This window comes from Methanococcoides sp. DA23 (assembly GCF_057593895.1).
Map to the genome: position 1 here is coordinate 1,261,134 of NZ_CM172520.1, position 15,716 is coordinate 1,276,849.

The 15,716-nt window shown below is 41.8% G+C and carries 16 protein-coding genes; 7 read left to right on the forward strand and 9 right to left on the reverse strand.

The window, feature by feature from the left end:
* Positions 1–92: 92 nt before the first annotated feature.
* The 6 genes from AC20MK_RS06215 (at position 93) to mreA (ending at position 6,413) form a co-directional block, all read left to right on the forward strand.
* Positions 93–212 (forward strand): symporter small accessory protein, encoded by a 120-nt coding sequence (locus AC20MK_RS06215; RefSeq protein ID WP_331522285.1) that lies wholly within the window; start codon positions 93–95, stop codon positions 210–212.
* Positions 212–1,804, forward strand: coding sequence for a sodium:solute symporter family protein (locus tag AC20MK_RS06220; RefSeq protein ID WP_487355014.1), 1,593 nt, complete (start codon positions 212–214; stop codon positions 1,802–1,804). Before AC20MK_RS06215 ends, AC20MK_RS06220 begins: the two co-directional genes overlap by 1 nt.
* A 415-nt stretch (positions 1,805–2,219) precedes the next feature.
* Positions 2,220–2,339: a symporter small accessory protein gene (locus tag AC20MK_RS06225; protein WP_487355015.1), complete on the forward strand. Its 120-nt coding sequence runs from the start codon at positions 2,220–2,222 to the stop codon at positions 2,337–2,339.
* The gene (locus tag AC20MK_RS06230; protein ID WP_487355016.1) at positions 2,339–3,925 is read left to right on the forward strand and encodes a sodium:solute symporter family protein; all 1,587 of its coding nucleotides are present in this window, start codon (positions 2,339–2,341) and stop codon (positions 3,923–3,925) included. The genes AC20MK_RS06225 and AC20MK_RS06230 overlap by 1 nt, the downstream gene beginning before the upstream one ends.
* Before the next feature lie 442 nt (positions 3,926–4,367).
* Positions 4,368–5,360, forward strand: coding sequence for an aspartate-semialdehyde dehydrogenase (locus AC20MK_RS06235; protein ID WP_487355017.1), 993 nt, complete (start codon positions 4,368–4,370; stop codon positions 5,358–5,360).
* Between the two features lie 678 nt (positions 5,361–6,038).
* On the forward strand, positions 6,039–6,413 hold the full coding sequence (gene mreA / locus AC20MK_RS06240) for an MreA family transcriptional regulator (RefSeq protein ID WP_250869086.1): 375 nt from the start codon (positions 6,039–6,041) through the stop codon (positions 6,411–6,413).
* A 78-nt stretch (positions 6,414–6,491) separates the two neighbouring features.
* On the opposite strand, the gene AC20MK_RS06245 is transcribed toward mreA, so the two are convergent.
* Positions 6,492–6,704: a ubiquitin family protein gene (locus AC20MK_RS06245; protein WP_487355018.1), complete on the reverse strand. Its 213-nt coding sequence runs from the start codon at positions 6,702–6,704 to the stop codon at positions 6,492–6,494.
* Entirely contained in the window at positions 6,701–6,826 is a 126-nt protein-coding gene (locus tag AC20MK_RS06250; RefSeq protein ID WP_487355019.1) for a hypothetical protein, read from the reverse strand. The genes AC20MK_RS06245 and AC20MK_RS06250 overlap by 4 nt, the downstream gene beginning before the upstream one ends.
* 142 nt (positions 6,827–6,968) lie before the next feature.
* Here AC20MK_RS06250 and AC20MK_RS06255 point away from each other — a divergent pair, with 142 nt between their 5' ends.
* Positions 6,969–7,622: an HAD family hydrolase gene (locus AC20MK_RS06255; protein WP_487355020.1), complete on the forward strand. Its 654-nt coding sequence runs from the start codon at positions 6,969–6,971 to the stop codon at positions 7,620–7,622.
* 16 nt (positions 7,623–7,638) lie between these two features.
* On the opposite strand, the gene AC20MK_RS06260 is transcribed toward AC20MK_RS06255, so the two are convergent.
* From AC20MK_RS06260 to AC20MK_RS06290, 7 genes are all read right to left on the reverse strand, one after another.
* On the reverse strand, positions 7,639–9,549 hold the full coding sequence (locus tag AC20MK_RS06260) for a beta-CASP ribonuclease aCPSF1 (protein WP_487355021.1): 1,911 nt from the start codon (positions 9,547–9,549) through the stop codon (positions 7,639–7,641).
* A gap of 103 nt (positions 9,550–9,652) precedes the next feature.
* The gene (gene psmB, locus AC20MK_RS06265; protein WP_487355022.1) at positions 9,653–10,285 is read right to left on the reverse strand and encodes an archaeal proteasome endopeptidase complex subunit beta; all 633 of its coding nucleotides are present in this window, start codon (positions 10,283–10,285) and stop codon (positions 9,653–9,655) included.
* A gap of 133 nt (positions 10,286–10,418) precedes the next feature.
* On the reverse strand, positions 10,419–10,922 hold the full coding sequence (locus AC20MK_RS06270) for a TIGR00295 family protein (protein WP_487355023.1): 504 nt from the start codon (positions 10,920–10,922) through the stop codon (positions 10,419–10,421).
* A gap of 2 nt (positions 10,923–10,924) precedes the next feature.
* The gene (locus AC20MK_RS06275) at positions 10,925–11,422 is read right to left on the reverse strand and encodes a transcription factor (RefSeq protein ID WP_487355024.1); all 498 of its coding nucleotides are present in this window, start codon (positions 11,420–11,422) and stop codon (positions 10,925–10,927) included.
* Between the two features lie 218 nt (positions 11,423–11,640).
* A complete protein-coding gene (locus AC20MK_RS06280) occupies positions 11,641–12,786 on the reverse strand; it encodes an ATP-grasp domain-containing protein (RefSeq protein ID WP_487355025.1) in 1,146 nt (381 codons plus the stop codon).
* A 23-nt stretch (positions 12,787–12,809) separates the two neighbouring features.
* Positions 12,810–13,871 carry a 60S ribosomal export protein NMD3 gene (locus AC20MK_RS06285; RefSeq protein WP_487355026.1) on the reverse strand — a complete coding sequence of 354 codons (1,062 nt, stop codon included), beginning with the start codon at positions 13,869–13,871 and terminating at the stop codon, positions 12,810–12,812.
* A 127-nt stretch (positions 13,872–13,998) separates the two neighbouring features.
* Positions 13,999–15,225: an NAD(P)/FAD-dependent oxidoreductase gene (locus tag AC20MK_RS06290; protein WP_487357074.1), complete on the reverse strand. Its 1,227-nt coding sequence runs from the start codon at positions 15,223–15,225 to the stop codon at positions 13,999–14,001.
* Positions 15,226–15,716: the final 491 nt, after the last annotated feature.

The following is a 15,716-nucleotide window of genomic DNA, read 5'->3' on the forward strand; positions in this document are numbered from 1 at the left end:
TATAAATTTCATAAAATGATCTACGAAACATTAATGTATGGCTTATGTTAACATGTGACATAATCAAATGTACATTAAAAATGGTGATAATTATGTTAGGAATCGATGACCCTTATATATGGATGGCTTATGTCCTTTGTATCATAAGTGCTCTGGGTTGTATAGTCTATGGTTTATTGAAATGGAATGAAGAAGAGCAGGAGGAACTTTAATGGCAGTAAGCACACCCTTGCTTGGAGTGATCGTACTTATTTATCTTATGATAATCTTCTACCTTGGATTACTTGGATACAAAAAAACGAAAGAAATAGACGACTACATGGTAGCCGGAAGAAGTATTCACCCGTACATTCTTGCACTTTCCTATGGTGCGACATTCATCAGTACTTCTGCGATAATTGGTTTTGGCGGAGCTGCCGGAGCTTTGGGAATGGGGCTTCTCTGGCTGGCAGTGATGAACATCGTCGTAGGTATATTCATTGCTTTTGTTGTCTTTGGAAAGCGCACACGTCGCATGGGTGCCCGCCTTAATGCCGTGACATTTCCTGAGTTTCTAGGCAAACGTTTCCAGTCACGTTTCATACAGGGATTCTCAGGAGCTATCATTGGTATTTTCATGCCCCTTTATGCGGGCATTGTTCTGATAGGTGGAGCACGTTTTGTTGAGACCACGCTTGGGGTCAATTATGATATTGCAGTACTCATATTGGCGATCATAGTAGCTGCTTATGTCATTACCGGCGGACTGATAGCTGTTATGTACACGGATGCATTGCAGGGTGCATTTATGTTCATTGGAATGATCGTACTGCTTGCACTTACATACGTCAAGCTCGGTGGTGTAAAGGCAGCACATGAAGGGCTTTCTGGCATGTCAGGACTTGTGCCTGAGTCACTTGTTGCCGGAGGACATTTGGGCTGGACAGCCATGCCAGCGTTCGGCTCGCCGATCTGGTGGACATTGATATCCACACTTGTCCTTGGTGTAGGCATAGGTGTTCTTGCACAGCCACAACTTGCTGTCAGGTATATGACCGTTGAGAATGACAGGGCATTAAGCCGTGCTGTACTTGTAGGTGGACCATTCATACTGATGATGACCGGAGTAGCATTTACTGTCGGTGCCCTTTCCAACGTATATTTCCAGAAAACACAGGGAATTATTGCAGTTGTAGCCGGTAAGGGAAATACAGACCTCATAATTCCAGAATATATCAACGCTGCTATGCCAGAGCTGTTCGTGGTATTGTTCATGCTGACACTTCTTGCAGCTGCAATGTCAACCTTGAGCTCACAGTTCCATACAATGGGAACAGCTATCGGACATGACTTCTATCGTGAATTTATCAAGAAAGGAGATGTCGGGCAGACAGTGAACATAACAAGGCTTGGGATCGCGTTGACCATTATTACAAGTGTGATCCTTGCCTATGTCCTGCCCATAAGCATCATCGCAAGAGCAACTGCCATTTTCTTCGGGCTTTGTGCAGCAGCTTTCCTGCCTATGTACGTGGGCGCATTGTTCTGGAAGAGGATGACAAGGGAAGGAGCTATTGCAAGTCTTCTGGTGGGCACAGCAGGAAGCCTGTTCTGGCTGACATTCGTACATTCAAAGGAAGCGATCCCTCTTGGTATATGCAAAGCTCTTTTCGGAGTTGATACCTTGCTCACAGGAACATGGACAGTTGTCGACCCTATTATTGTAGCAACTCCAATAGCAATGATCGTTGCAGTTGGTGTGAGCCTTGTTACAAAACCTCCATCGAAGGAACATCTTGAGACTTGTTACAGTGTTCGAAAATGAGTGAAACTCGCTGATCCAAACATTCAGAAGATGAATGAATGAAACCAATGGACGGTATCGTTGCTGTCCTGATCCATCAAATGACCGGTAGAATTATGCTTGAGCTGTAATTAAGTTCAGCGCAGTAACTACAGGTCAATTTTTTTTATTCTTTTTTATCATATCATAACTCAATCAATCAATCAATCAATCAATCAATCAATCAATCAATCAATCATCCATTGATTTATCCATTTGAAGAGAGTAGATTGTTAACTTGTCACATTTCTGATCCGTATGTGTCAGTATATATCTTCACAACTTGTGAACAACTGCCTAATTTCTTCTTAATATATACTTTTTTCATACGAAATCTTAATATATGGCATTATTATCATGTGACATAATTAAATTTACATTAAAAATGGTGATGATTATGTTAGGAATAGATGACCCTTATATCTGGATGGCTTACGTGCTTTGCATTGTAAGCGCTCTTGGTTGTATGGTCTATGGTCTTTTTAGATGGAATGAAGAAGAGCAGGAGGACTTCTAATGGCAATTAGTACACCTCTGCTCGGAATTATTGTACTTATCTACCTGATGATAATCTTCTATCTGGGATTATTAGGATACAAGAAAACAAAGCAGATCGATGATTACATGGTCGCCGGAAGGAACATTAATCCCTATATCCTCGCACTTTCCTATGGTGCAACTTTTATAAGCACTTCTGCAATCGTTGGTTTTGGTGGTGCCGCTGGTGCTCTGGGAATGGGGCTTCTATGGCTGGCAGTAATGACCATTATAGTAGGTATTTTCATTGCGTTCGTTGTCTTTGGAAAACGGACAAGAAGTATGGGTTTCCGCCTTAATGCGGTCACATTCCCGGAATTTCTGGGAAGACGTTTCCAGTCACGGTTCATTCAGGGATTCTCCGGAGCGTTAATCGGTATTTTCATGCCCCTTTACGCAGGTATTGTCCTGATCGGTGGCGCCCGTTTTCTCGAAACAACACTTGGCGTGAACTATGACATTGCGGTCTTTATCCTGACGATCATAGTAGCTGCTTATGTTATCACAGGCGGGCTGATCGCTGTCATGTACACCGATGCATTGCAAGGTGCTTTCATGTTCGTTGGTATGATGGTACTGCTTGCTTTGACATACATCAAGCTCGGTGGCGTCACTGCAGCACACGAAGCACTTTCAGGCATGTCAAACCTTGTTCCAGAATCCCTTGCTGCAGGAGGACATTTAGGATGGACGGTTATGCCTGCCTTTGGTTCACCTATATGGTGGACGTTGGTCTCCACACTTGTCCTTGGTGTGGGCATAGGTGTTCTTGCACAACCTCAGCTTGCTGTCAGGTTCATGACCGTTGAGAATGACAGGGCATTAAGTCGTGCTGTACTTGTGGGTGGACCATTCATACTGATGATGACCGGAGTAGCATTTACTGTCGGTGCTCTTTCAAATGTATATTTCCAGAAGACACAGGGAGTTATTGCAGTAGTAGCAGCAAAAGGAAATACCGACCTTATAATCCCAGAGTACATCAACAGTTCTATGCCAGAGCTGTTCGTGGTATTATTCATGCTTTCGCTTCTTGCAGCTGCGATGTCAACCTTGAGCTCACAGTTCCATACAATGGGAACAGCCATTGGGCATGACTTCTACCGCGAGTTCATTAAGAAAGGGGAGGTCGGACAGACAGTGAACATAACAAGGCTTGGGATAGCTTTGACCATCATTGCAAGTGTGATTCTTGCCTATGTCCTCCCCATCAGCATCATCGCAAGGGCAACTGCAATTTTCTTCGGGCTTTGTGCAGCAGCTTTCCTGCCCATGTACGTGGGCGCATTGTTCTGGAAGAGGATGACAAGGGAAGGGGCTATTGCAAGTCTTCTGGTGGGTACAGCAGGAAGCCTGTTCTGGCTGACATTCGTACATTCAAAGGAAGCAGTCCCTCTTGGTATATGCAAAGCCCTTTTCGGAGTTGATACCTTGCTCACGGGAACATGGACAGTTGTCGACCCTATAATTGTGGCAACTCCAATAGCAATATTCGTTGCAATTGTCGTAAGCCTTGCTACGGTGCCGCCTTCAGCTGAACATCTTAAGAAATGCTATGGAAAATGAACTTTGAAGAACTCTTAGTGGATGACAGCATCCACTTCTTTTTTTGTTTATAAATGGAAGTTTTGTAAGGGATCGTTCCATTAATATGATCTTTTAAGATCAGATCCATCCTAATAAGAAACATTCAAGAAACCAAAAAAGCAAGGCTATTGCCAATATGAAAAATATCTGCCAAATTTCGATCTTTAAGTATATCTGATTCCTCTCCACTAAATATGATTTTTTGATATAATAGGATTCTCATTGCCGATTCCTATTTATAAATTTAACGCTTATGAAGACCAACCAAGATATTATAAGATATTTTATATGACCATAAATGAAAATTTTGTGAAAAACCTTTGTTGATGATAGAGTGTTTTAGCATTGGAACTTGAATCGTCGATAGGTTTTTTAAGAATTGGGATTCTATGAACTTCCAGCAACTAAGGGATGAACTAAAATGAGCTATAAAGTAGGTATTATGGGTGCTACTGGTGCAGTAGGCAGGGAAATCATAGAAGTACTACACGATAGGAACTTTCCCGTGGAAGAACTAAGGCTTTTTGCATCAGAGAGAAGTGCAGGCAAGACAGTAGATACTCCTTTTGGAGCTATTACTATTGAAAATGCTGACATGGCAGATTATTCACAACTCAATATTGCATTTTTTGCGATAAGTGGTGAATGGAGCAAGGAAAATGCAGATAAGGCAACAAGTGCCGGCTGCTATGTTATCGATAACAGCAGTGCTTTCAGATACGATGATAAGGTTCCGTTGGTGGTACCTGAGATAAATGCCGATGCGATCGGAGATTCTAAGCTTATTGCCAACCCGAACTGCACAACTGCCATTGCAGCGATCCCCTTATACGCACTTCATAAGGAATATGGGCTGAAGAAGATCATCATCAGCACTTATCAGGCGACCAGCGGAGCTGGAGCAGCCGGCATGAGCGAATTGACCGAAGAAACGAAGAACTATCTTGAAGGTAAAGAGGCCAAGAACAAGGTCTTTACATATCCTATCGCTTTCAATACGATCCCCCATATCGACAGTTTCCAGGAAAACGATTACACCCGTGAGGAAATGAAGGTAGTCTGGGAGACAAGGAAGATATTCTCAGAACCAGATATCCCTATCAGTTGTACCTGTGTAAGGATACCTACCATGAGAGTTCATGGTGAGAGTATTGTCATAGAGACAGAAAGACCGATCGATCCGGTTGATGCAAGGAAATTATTAGGACAGGTCGAAGGTGTTGAATTAAAGGACGATATTGAGAACAATATCTATCCAATGCCATTGAACGCTACTAAAAAGTATGATGTGGAAGTTGGCAGAATAAGGCGGAACCTTGTATTTGGAGACCACGGGCTTGAGTTCTTTGTCTGCGGTGACCAGATCCTTAAGGGAGCAGCTTTGAATGCTGTTCAAATTGCTGAAAAGCTCTAATATAAAAATACTATTTATATAAAAAGGATCGAAGGTCGTCTGTGACTTTCATCCATTTACTTTTTTGATATTTAAGTCAACAATTTCTCAGTTGACATTGCAATGATATATGATCATAGAGGCAAAAGTCATATGACGAAGTTCTAGAGGGGATAGATAGATTATTTCATAATTGAAATTTTGACTTTTGCCTAAGTCTAATTTGTTTACATAAAATATAAATGTATTCGTGATGACCACTTTATAGTGATCCTGTAAAAACTTAATACCGAAGCTCCCAACATTTGAGTAATATTGAAACTACTAAATTATATTGACAGAGTAGGTGCGCACATTGCAGAATATCTGGAAATAATATTAAGAAAATGGAGATGAATATAAAAATTATATAATTAAAAAAATGCGAATTATGCGCCTTCTTTTAATCTATTGAATAAATTCAATAAATATTGTTTAATAGTATACTAAATAATTATATATTTGTATAAAATATTATGTGAATTTAAACACAATGTTTAAAATGTCCTTTTAATTTATAATAAAGCTTATATACATCATTGTGCATCCATTCCAAAATCATAGGTATATACTGTGATACATGAGGATTTAAATATAATAATCGCATACCTTAAATTGGGTACTTAATGTGCTTTATATATAATTGGTACGGTGATGGACATGATTAGCACTGGTGGAAAGCTATTAGATGACTCTAGCGAAGAGATTATCGATTCGTTAAAGAGTTTGGGAATGACGCGCAACCTTGCGACTACTGTAGCCTATCTTTCAAATGTGAGCGAAGCCTCATCTCAAGAAATAGAGATGAAGACTGGACTCCGCCAACCGGAAGTTAGTGTTGCAATGAGGTCAATGCGCGAGCACGATTGGATTTCGATCCATAATGAAAAGGTTACAGGTAAAGGAAGACCTACTAAGATCTACACTTTGAAAACACCTTTCAATGATATTGTAAAACATTATGAGGCAAAGATCCGAGAAGAGAACGATGCAAGAATGCGTATAATCGATAAATTAAAGGATCTTGCAAAATAAAGGATATCCAATATAAGGATATCCAACTTTTATTTAATCCATTCTTTTTTGGCTATATCGTCTTGATCAGCTTTGCTTTTAGCCGCCAGATATCGCTTTTAAGATGGTGACCGTACCTTCGACAACTATGTCATCGATAGGGACAGCTTTTCCATCATTTAATAAAATAACAAGTTCCTGATTGATACCCATAGTATTCAGAAGGTCCTCATAGGTAGAATCATCAGGAACATTTATTATCTGTCCATCCGGGCTATCAGGAAATATCTTGACTTTAATTGTTGTGCTCAATCTAGTACTTCACCACCCTCTCCCTTGAGATCGTCGAGGTTTTCGTGTATCAATTTATCATCCAAAAGCTCAACCTTTTTTTCGCCTTTACGTTCTGAATCACGTTTGTTAAATTTAGACATACATTTCACCTCAGTAAATAAGTTGTATCGTATAGTAATTAATCTTTTCTAAACCCCTGAGCCATCGAACTACTTTATTTACTAATTAAAATGAGGTACTTGCAAGTAATCTTTAAGTTATATTAGACCTGAACTGACAACTATGTTCAACACATTGATCTTCGATGCAGATGGCGTCCTTGTGAACTCCATGCCATTTCATGCTGATGCATGGATACAGACCTTCTCAGAAGTTGGAATCGATGTGGTCAGGCAGGAGATCTATGATATAGAAGGTTCAAATTTCGCAGGGGTCATCGAGCTTATTTATAAAAAGGCAGGAAGAGAAACAACTCCTGAACTAATAGAAAGATTACGTATGAGAAAGCGTGAACTTTTCTTCCTATATGAAAAAGTAACTGCTTTCGATGGCATGTACGACTTCCTAAAAGAAAAAAAGGACAAGTACAATTTAGCTGTTGTTTCCGGTTCTGACCGCCCCATAATCGATAAAATGTTCAATGAGCTCTATCCTGACATATTCGACCTGCTTATCTCAGGCGCTGATGTCACCCATGGAAAACCTCACCCGGAACCATATCTTAAGGCCGTGGAAAATTTTGGTGTAGAGAAAGAGAAATGCCTCGTTATCGAGAACGCACCACTGGGAGTGGAATCCGCAAAGAACGCAGGTCTTTATTGCGTTGCTGTTTCAACTCACGTTGAACCGGAAAAACTTGAAAAAGCAGATAAGGTATTTAATGATCACAGTGAACTTCTGAAATTCCTAAAAGAGCTGGATATCAAAAAAGAATGAAAAGGTGGTGTGGATATCACACCAACCTTACAGTTTCAAGGTTTGTAAGTGCCCGGGTCTCCAGACGGTATTTTTTATGTAATGAACTTGCAAGGTCGATGCATGAACGTTCATCACCATGCTCTGTGAAAACACGTTCTGGTTGTGGTTTCATCTTCTTGAAGTATTCCATTAGCTGTTTTCTGTCCGAGTGACCGGAGAAACCATCAACTACCTCGACGCCCATATTCATTTTTACGACCTCAGTTCCGTTCTTGGATGAAACCGGGATCTCCTTCCAGCCTTTCTGTATACGTCTTCCAAGGGTACCATCTGCCTGATAACCGACAAAAACAAGAGTGTTGTTAGGGTCAGGTGCAAACGCCTTGAAATACTCCATAACAGGTCCTGCGTTCATCATACCGGAGGTAGAGAGGATCACGCATGGGTGAGGGTCTTCTATGATCTTCTTTCTAAGCTCGTGCGAATCTACCGGTTTGAAGCATTCTGCAAGGAACGGGTTCTGACCTTTCTGGAATATGAGCTTCCTTAGATTGTTGTTCAAATATTCCGGATAGGTCGCATGGATCGCTGTTGCTTCCCAGATCATACCATCGAGATAAACAGGAATATCATCGAGGATCCCTCTCCTGATAGCATCTTCAAGAACTATCATAACCTCTTGACTTCTTCCCACAGCAAAAGCAGGAATAAGCACGATGCCTTTGTTATCTATGGTACTTTTTATAATCTGCTGAAGGTTCTTCTCGGCTTCCTTTAGTGATGGCTGTACTGCAGAGGAAGCACCGTATGTAGATTCGGTTATCACGGTCTCTACACGTGGGAACTTGTTCACTGCAGGATCGAAAAGCCTTGTAGGACCATATTTGTAATCACCTGTGACAACTACGTTATGTAATCCGTCACCGATATGGAAATGTGATATTGCAGAACCGATAATGTGTCCTGCATTATGGAAGGTCAGCTTAACATCAGGAGCAATGTCTGTAACTTCTTCAAAATCAAGTGCAATGGTATGTTTGAGTGCATCACGCACATTTGTGGATTCGTAAGGGGTCTTCTTACCATCCTTTGCAGCAACATCAATGAAATCGAGCTGCAGAAGTGTCATGATATCCCTTGTAGGGGATGTGCAATAGATAGGACCTTCGTATCCGTATTTGTAAAGCAGCGGAACAAGTCCCTGATGGTCAAGATGTGCATGTGTAAGCACAACGGCATCTATCTGGTTAAGTGGCTGAACTTCAGGCAGATAGAGGTATGGTGTCATATTATCATCAGAACCAACGTTCACACCACAATCGATCATTATCTTGGATTCAGGTGTTGATAATAGGAAACAACTTCTACCAACCTCTTTACATCCACCAAGGGAGGTCACTCTGACCCAGTGGTCCTTGGAAGTACATTCCCTGTGAATGTTACGACCTACAGACTTGAGTATTTCCTTCCTATCCTTATGATTGGTACGCATGAACTCCCTGATGTTCTTTACTGTCCTGGATTTGATTGGAGGCGTACGAACCACCTTAGGGGTCCAGCCGATCTTTTTCGTGATCTCACGGAGGGTCTCACCATGCTTACCTATTACCAAACCCGGTTTTTCCGCTTCGATAACAACTTCCCCTACATCAGGGTCAAAATGAAAATTAGATAGAACAGCATCCTTTGGAACGGTATCCTTTATCTTCCCAATAGCTTCTTCCGGAGGGACCAAGACTTTAGGATCCGGACGAACAACGATCCTTGTACGTAGGGTTTTCGCGAGAGTTCTCACGATCTGGCCATTGTCTGCAAAGTTCTTTGGATCCTCAGTATAAACAACGAGTTGCGGTCCTTCAAATTCAACACTGGTTATAGTTGTGTTGTCCGGGACCTTTTCTTCAATTTTCTTTTTCAGATCCGCTAATACGTCTTCTATTGCCATTAAACAGCCTTCCTATTTCAAAAAAGTTAAAAAAATGTTATAGTATATTAAAAAAAATGTGTGAATTGGACCATAACTCGAAAAAGCAATGGTCCTTTTAAGATCAGTTCAATAGTTCACGCTTTTTCTTAACCTCTTCCTGATCCAGTCTTTCATACTTGTCCTTTGTGATGACAACAACATCAATGCTTTCGCCTGATGCTGAATCTCTCTTCATAGCATTGTGAAGAGCACGGATAGCAAGATCAACACCTTCCACTACGGTCATATCCTCAGTGTAACGGTCTTCAAGAACACCGTAAGCCATTGGAGAACCGGAACCTGTTGAAACTGCCCTTGTCTCCTCGATATTACCTCCGAGAGCATCAAGAGAATAGATAGCAGGACCGTTCTTGTCAACGCCGCCAATAAGTAACTGGACCATAAGTGGATAATATCTCTGACCGCTAAGCATATTCGAAAGAAGGGTGGTAATGCCTTTGATAGTTACCGATTCCTGCCTGCGCATCTTAAAAAGCTTGGATTCCACACTTATAATACGTACAATCTGCTGAGCATCACCTACAGAACCCGCAGTTGTCATTCCAACCAGATCATCTATTTGATAGATCTTCTTTGCGGTCTTACTTGCAATAAAGTGACCCATGGTTGCCCTCTGTTCAGTAGCAAGAACTACACCATCAGTGCAGACTATACCTACAGTAGTTGTACCTTTTAAATGCTTATCATTATCCATTAATTATACCTCATAGCAAAAAACGAGAAAATCAATAGGTAAAAATGTGTTTTGCTTCCCGCAATACAAACCCTCTTTAGGTTTTTTATTATATAACTGTTTGCATCCATGCCCACAACACGCCATATAATAATTAAAACCCGAACTCATCAGCGAGAGCCTGCACTCTTTGGATAGCTTCTTCACTCATGCCTCTGTCACGCATTCGCTGAATAGATCTTTCAAGCGGAACACGCTCATCACCCATTACAAGATTATCAGCATGGGCTACGATCTTCTCTTCGGTGCTTATTGGAAGATGGTCAACTTCCGGAAGACCCAGGGCCTTTGCTTCCCCAGAAGTTATGCCTGCACCAATATGATTTCTTATGATCTGGATGATACGAGGGTCAAGACCAAGCCCTTCCCCAATTGAAACACCTTCAATGGCATGCCTTATGCCATGTGTGCGTGACCTTCCGACATCATGCAGAAGAGCACCCACTTCAACAAGCTGTACATCGACATTATGTCCCTTTTTCTGAAAAGCATATGCAATGCTTACAGCGGTTTCTGATACGACCTGACAGTGCCGAATAACGTTGTCTGCACAACCTTCATCTTTAAGCAGTTTCAGTGCATCAGAAGCTGATAGCATATTTAGCTGCTCGCATCAAGTGCATCGAGCCTTTCACGCAGCTTTTTAACCATTTCCGAATTGTCTTCGAACATCATGTCCTCACCGCAAACCGGACACATGAACTCACACTTGCTGGCTTCTTTGAACTCGAACCTTACACAACCTTCCGGACAGGTGTAGAATACACTATCAAACTCAAAATTATATCTCATTTCAAGGTTCTTGACAATCCTTTTCTTTTCCTTCACCAGATGTGATTCAATATCACTAAGATCCAACTGCCAGAGGTAAGTAAGCCAACCACTGCTGGAATCTCGTTCCCTTCTGCAAACGGCAAGTTTGTTCTCATTCAGGATGAAAAGGGTCCTTCTGACGATGTTGAGCATTACACCAGAGGCTTCAGCGATCTGTTCATCGGTGACCTCACCTTCCGGCATATTCTCTATCATCTCTATCCCCTCTTCACCTATCAATTGCATTAGATAGCCCCGGACGACTGGATCATTTGAATCTGTCACTAATATCACCTTGTAAATAAGATAGCATGAATAGATAATATGTTAAGAATAGGTTTCTTAGGTATTTTGTTATTTATAGCTAATCCACAAAAACACAGATCGGTGCTTTTTTAGCCTATTTTCGTATCTTAATATTATATGGAAGCTTCTAGCAGAATCCTACTTTATTTTAATTGTAGTCTGATCATTTGCCATTAAAATTTGGCAGCATAAACAGTTCATTGGAATATATCCTTTAAAGTACTACGCATCTCGAGCGTCTTTCCCATGACATCTTCACGTGTATCTCCACTGCAAAGAATAGAGGTCAGAGGATCATCAGGGAGGGCTTCATATCCCGCAGTAGGAACATCAGCAATAGCCATGTCCTTTATCATTTCACTTATAGACTCAGTGATGCTAACTGCACTATCAGCATACATGACCGCCCTTATTGCATATTTTAGAATATCAGGCGTACTTGTTGGAAGGATACCATCAAAGGACCTGACATGCAGATCAAAAAGATTGAGGCCGGTAGCTATTTCCACTGAATCAAGACTACCCTGGAACCTTGCGTTAAGCTCTATAACGAAAGGACCTTTATCAGTTAACAAGAAATCCACCCCATTAGACCCAACAAGCCCAAAGTTCTCTGCAAGCTTTACCGATATCTCATACATCTGACCTGCATAAGGGGTCCTGTAAGGAGTTATATTACCACAATATGAGAAAGGCAGACCGGAAAGCCAGGGTACGCCTATGAGCTGTTCATTGGCTGCAATGGGAACTGCGCTTGTCCCATTAGCAATAAGCGAAACACTTGCAGGAAAACCGGAAAGGAATTCCTGTACCATAATATCAGCAATTCCCAGTGTCGGGTCAATAACAGGCAATTCTTCAAGAACAGTGTTCAATTCCGCTTCGTTCTGAACGACCCGGTTCAACCTTCCCCCGCCTGCACATTTTGGTTTGACCATTAAAGGATATCCAATATCTTCCGCTTCATCGACATTACCTGATAGAGGATGAGGGATTCCCATAGACTCCATCTCTTTTGCAAAGGAATATTTGTCAGATACCTGTTTCATAATAGAAGGAGCATTGTTCAATATCCTGCAGGAAAGACCGGAAAGGTCAAGTTCTTCAAAACCTGACCCCAGAACAATAGCATCGGGAAAGACATCGAAGCTATCAATAAGTTCGATGATGACCTTCCTATCTATATTCTTAATGTCGATACCATCACATGTCAGAAGGGCTCTGGAATCTACTGTATTCTCCTGAAGGTCCATATCACAGAATGCATCGATGGCATAGACATTATAACCTGCCCTGGATGCCGAACAAGCAATGTTCCGGCTGCTGTATCCTATAATAAGCACATTCTCCAGAAACGGACACCACCTTATAGTTTATGTTCGCTATCCTCTGGCAATGCAAAAAGCCCTTGCTCAGTGCTTATTACAGGGATCTCACTGCCTTCTGAAGATGAAAAGAACATTGGTTTTTTCAATGTGACGGTAAGATATGTAGTTGGGTCAAGTACCATAATATCATCACCCTCCACGGCTACAAGGACCGCAGGCACCGCATCTTTACGATTACCGATCAATTTAGCCCCTTTCAGACTACTCGTTTCGATCAGGAATCGCGAACCTGTTGACAGAGAAATACCCTTTGTGTTCTTACCGGAGTTCTTGATCTCTATAACATCGCCCTTAAAAAGAATGATATCACCAGGCATGAATTCCGGCAACCTCATCGCATAGGTCATCCTGTATATGTCCTTGCCTTCCTTGTGACTATGCAGAGTAGCTGATTCTGTAAAACTGCCACCAAGCTCATTGGAGATGCTCTTGCATATATGCCGGCATGCGTTACAAGAGCCAAGATAGAGATCGGCACCATCCTTTGAATCGCTGCTGTTGGTTATAAAGGCAAGCCTATCCCCCTTCTTCCATAACTTTTCTACCATCACAGCACAGATCATCTTGCAGGAATCGATCTCTTCTGCTGTCGGGACCCTGTTGGTCGCCCTTATCTGTAAAATACCTTCAAAATAACCGCCTGCCATGCGGCTACATCGGTCACATGCTTCACGCAGCACACGCACTTCGGCATTAAGGTTCTGATGGAGAGATTCACCTTCCACCATGGCCTCGACCTCTACCCTTACCTTGTAAAGATGAGGGGTCATCTGGTGAGGGTTGACATATATCTCGACATCTTCAGCCTCGTTGTGTATCAAAAGTGCATCTTCCACAGTCCTGATGACGATCTCATCCAGATCACCCACATCCCTCCATTTGTTCCTGTCGAATCGTGCACCACATTTGGCACAGATCTTTGCATGAAGAACAAGTGGAAGCTCAGCTAAAGTAAATGTTTTTAAAAAGCATTCCCTACAAGTGTTCTTGTAGAGTTTTTCCGTTTTCGCCCCACATTTTGGGCATAAGATCTGACTCATCAAAGGTCTGAATGGTCAGTAGTTGGATATTAGTCTTTTGTACACTAAGTTATTCGCATGTCAGGCACATCAACTTGAGATCATTACTCTAAAAAAAGAATATGGATATTAAATATAACATCCATACTTACCTTTTGAATTTAGTCAATCCAGATATCTTTTGCTTTAACTTCTGTGTGAACAATGGACGTAAGTTCCAGAGAAGCTTCTTGTTCGCCTTAAAAAGTGCTGCCACAAAATCGAGAAGGTCCATCCTCTTAAAATCGACATCCTTTATAGACCCTGCAAGTGAATCAAGGTCTTCATCCGACAGACTGAAAAAAGTCTCCTTAACGATAAGATTATTGGCAATTTCATTACCGAACGAACCACGCCAGCGTCTCTCGTATTCCTGAAGCATTTTTTCAGACACATCGTTCTGAGCAATAGCCTCAGCTGCAACCTCACCGGCATACAGCCCGGCATCCATTGCATTGCTAATGCCACCACCGGTAAAAGGATCAGATTGCCTCGCAGCATCCCCGACAAGCATCAGGCCATTGGCAATTGTCTTTTCAATGGGACCACTTGCAGGAACTGCACCTGCTACGTGCTCAATGATAGAGCCGTTCGGATAGTTTGCCTCAACGAACTCGGCCAGGTATTCAATGGGCTTCTTTTCTCCGGCACGACTGCCGAGAATCCCAATACCCACATTTGCCATATTATCTCCTTTCGGAAACAGCCAGACATATCCACCAGGTGCTACTTTGTTGCCCATGTAAAAATAACAGGAACTTTGGTCGATGTCAACTCCACTTACAAGGAACTGAGCACACGTTTCGATCTGAGATGGTTTTAGTGATGTGTCAATACCTGCCCATCTGCCAACCTTGGATTCCACACCGTCAGCACCGATCACAAGCTTAGAACGAATTGAATGGTTCTTGCCAAGATGCATCATCTCAACACCACAAACAGTATCATCCTCAATGATAAGACCGGTGACCCTGGCCTTTACCATAATATCCACACCGGCTTCACCACTAAGTTCCACAAGCGTACGGTCAAAGATCTTACGGTCCAGGACATAACCGACCTCTGATCCGGCATTCTCCTCAGCCATTGTAAGGGTAGTACCGTTGGGAGAGATTATCTTGGCAGCACTAACTTCGCCACGAAGCCACTTCTCATCCGGTTCAATGTGCTGCCTTAACCTTCTTTTACCAACACCTTCAGCACATCTTATAGGCTCCCCTATCTCCTGCCGTTTCTCAAGCATAAGGACCGAGAGTCCTTTTTGAGCAGCGGTCGTTGCTGCGATCGAACCTGCGGGACCGGCACCTACAACTATTAGATCATATTGGTCTTTCATCATTCACCCTTAAAAAGGTCAATTAATTGTATTCAAACTTCGATAAGATATGTCCTGTTCCTATATTCAGATCGAATAAAGCTAACAGGCGGTGATTACAATCGGGTTATTTTATTTAAGAATATTGTACACATATCAAGTTTACAACGAAGTAGCAGAACAATAATGAATAAGATGACTATCGCCATGTAACCCCATGTTAGTTTTTAAGATAACATATATGACCATAAAACTCATATTTATATACTTTGTACTGTTTGAGTATTGCAAATAGCTAATGCAGCTTGTGAATTGGCAAATAGACAATAAAATATAATTTATTATCTATTTTCTTGGTGTGGTACAAATGAGTTATAGAAGACATAGAGAATTCCCTATTTCAGCATGTGGGGAGATAAATATGGAGTTTGAAACGAAACTTTATCACGAGATCGCGAACGAGATCGTAAAAGCAGAGCGAGCAATGCGTATAATAGCTTCGTTCTTTTTTA

What these genes read in the sequence shown, in the direction of transcription:
- AC20MK_RS06215 (WP_331522285.1), top strand. Translation starts at nt 93, where the DNA reads ATGTTAGGAATCGATGACCCTTATATATGGATGGCTTATGTCCTTTGT.
- AC20MK_RS06220 (WP_487355014.1), top strand. Translation starts at nt 212, where the DNA reads ATGGCAGTAAGCACACCCTTGCTTGGAGTGATCGTACTTATTTATCTT.
- AC20MK_RS06225 (WP_487355015.1), top strand. Translation starts at nt 2,220, where the DNA reads ATGTTAGGAATAGATGACCCTTATATCTGGATGGCTTACGTGCTTTGC.
- AC20MK_RS06230 (WP_487355016.1), top strand. Translation starts at nt 2,339, where the DNA reads ATGGCAATTAGTACACCTCTGCTCGGAATTATTGTACTTATCTACCTG.
- AC20MK_RS06235 (WP_487355017.1), top strand. Translation starts at nt 4,368, where the DNA reads ATGAGCTATAAAGTAGGTATTATGGGTGCTACTGGTGCAGTAGGCAGG.
- mreA (WP_250869086.1), top strand. Translation starts at nt 6,039, where the DNA reads ATGATTAGCACTGGTGGAAAGCTATTAGATGACTCTAGCGAAGAGATT.
- AC20MK_RS06250 (WP_487355019.1), bottom strand. Translation starts at nt 6,826, where the DNA reads ATGTCTAAATTTAACAAACGTGATTCAGAACGTAAAGGCGAAAAAAAG.
- AC20MK_RS06255 (WP_487355020.1), top strand. Translation starts at nt 6,969, where the DNA reads ATGTTCAACACATTGATCTTCGATGCAGATGGCGTCCTTGTGAACTCC.
- AC20MK_RS06260 (WP_487355021.1), bottom strand. Translation starts at nt 9,549, where the DNA reads ATGGCAATAGAAGACGTATTAGCGGATCTGAAAAAGAAAATTGAAGAA.
- psmB (WP_487355022.1), bottom strand. Translation starts at nt 10,285, where the DNA reads ATGGATAATGATAAGCATTTAAAAGGTACAACTACTGTAGGTATAGTC.
- AC20MK_RS06270 (WP_487355023.1), bottom strand. Translation starts at nt 10,922, where the DNA reads ATGCTATCAGCTTCTGATGCACTGAAACTGCTTAAAGATGAAGGTTGT.
- AC20MK_RS06285 (WP_487355026.1), bottom strand. Translation starts at nt 13,871, where the DNA reads ATGAGTCAGATCTTATGCCCAAAATGTGGGGCGAAAACGGAAAAACTC.
- AC20MK_RS06290 (WP_487357074.1), bottom strand. Translation starts at nt 15,225, where the DNA reads ATGAAAGACCAATATGATCTAATAGTTGTAGGTGCCGGTCCCGCAGGT.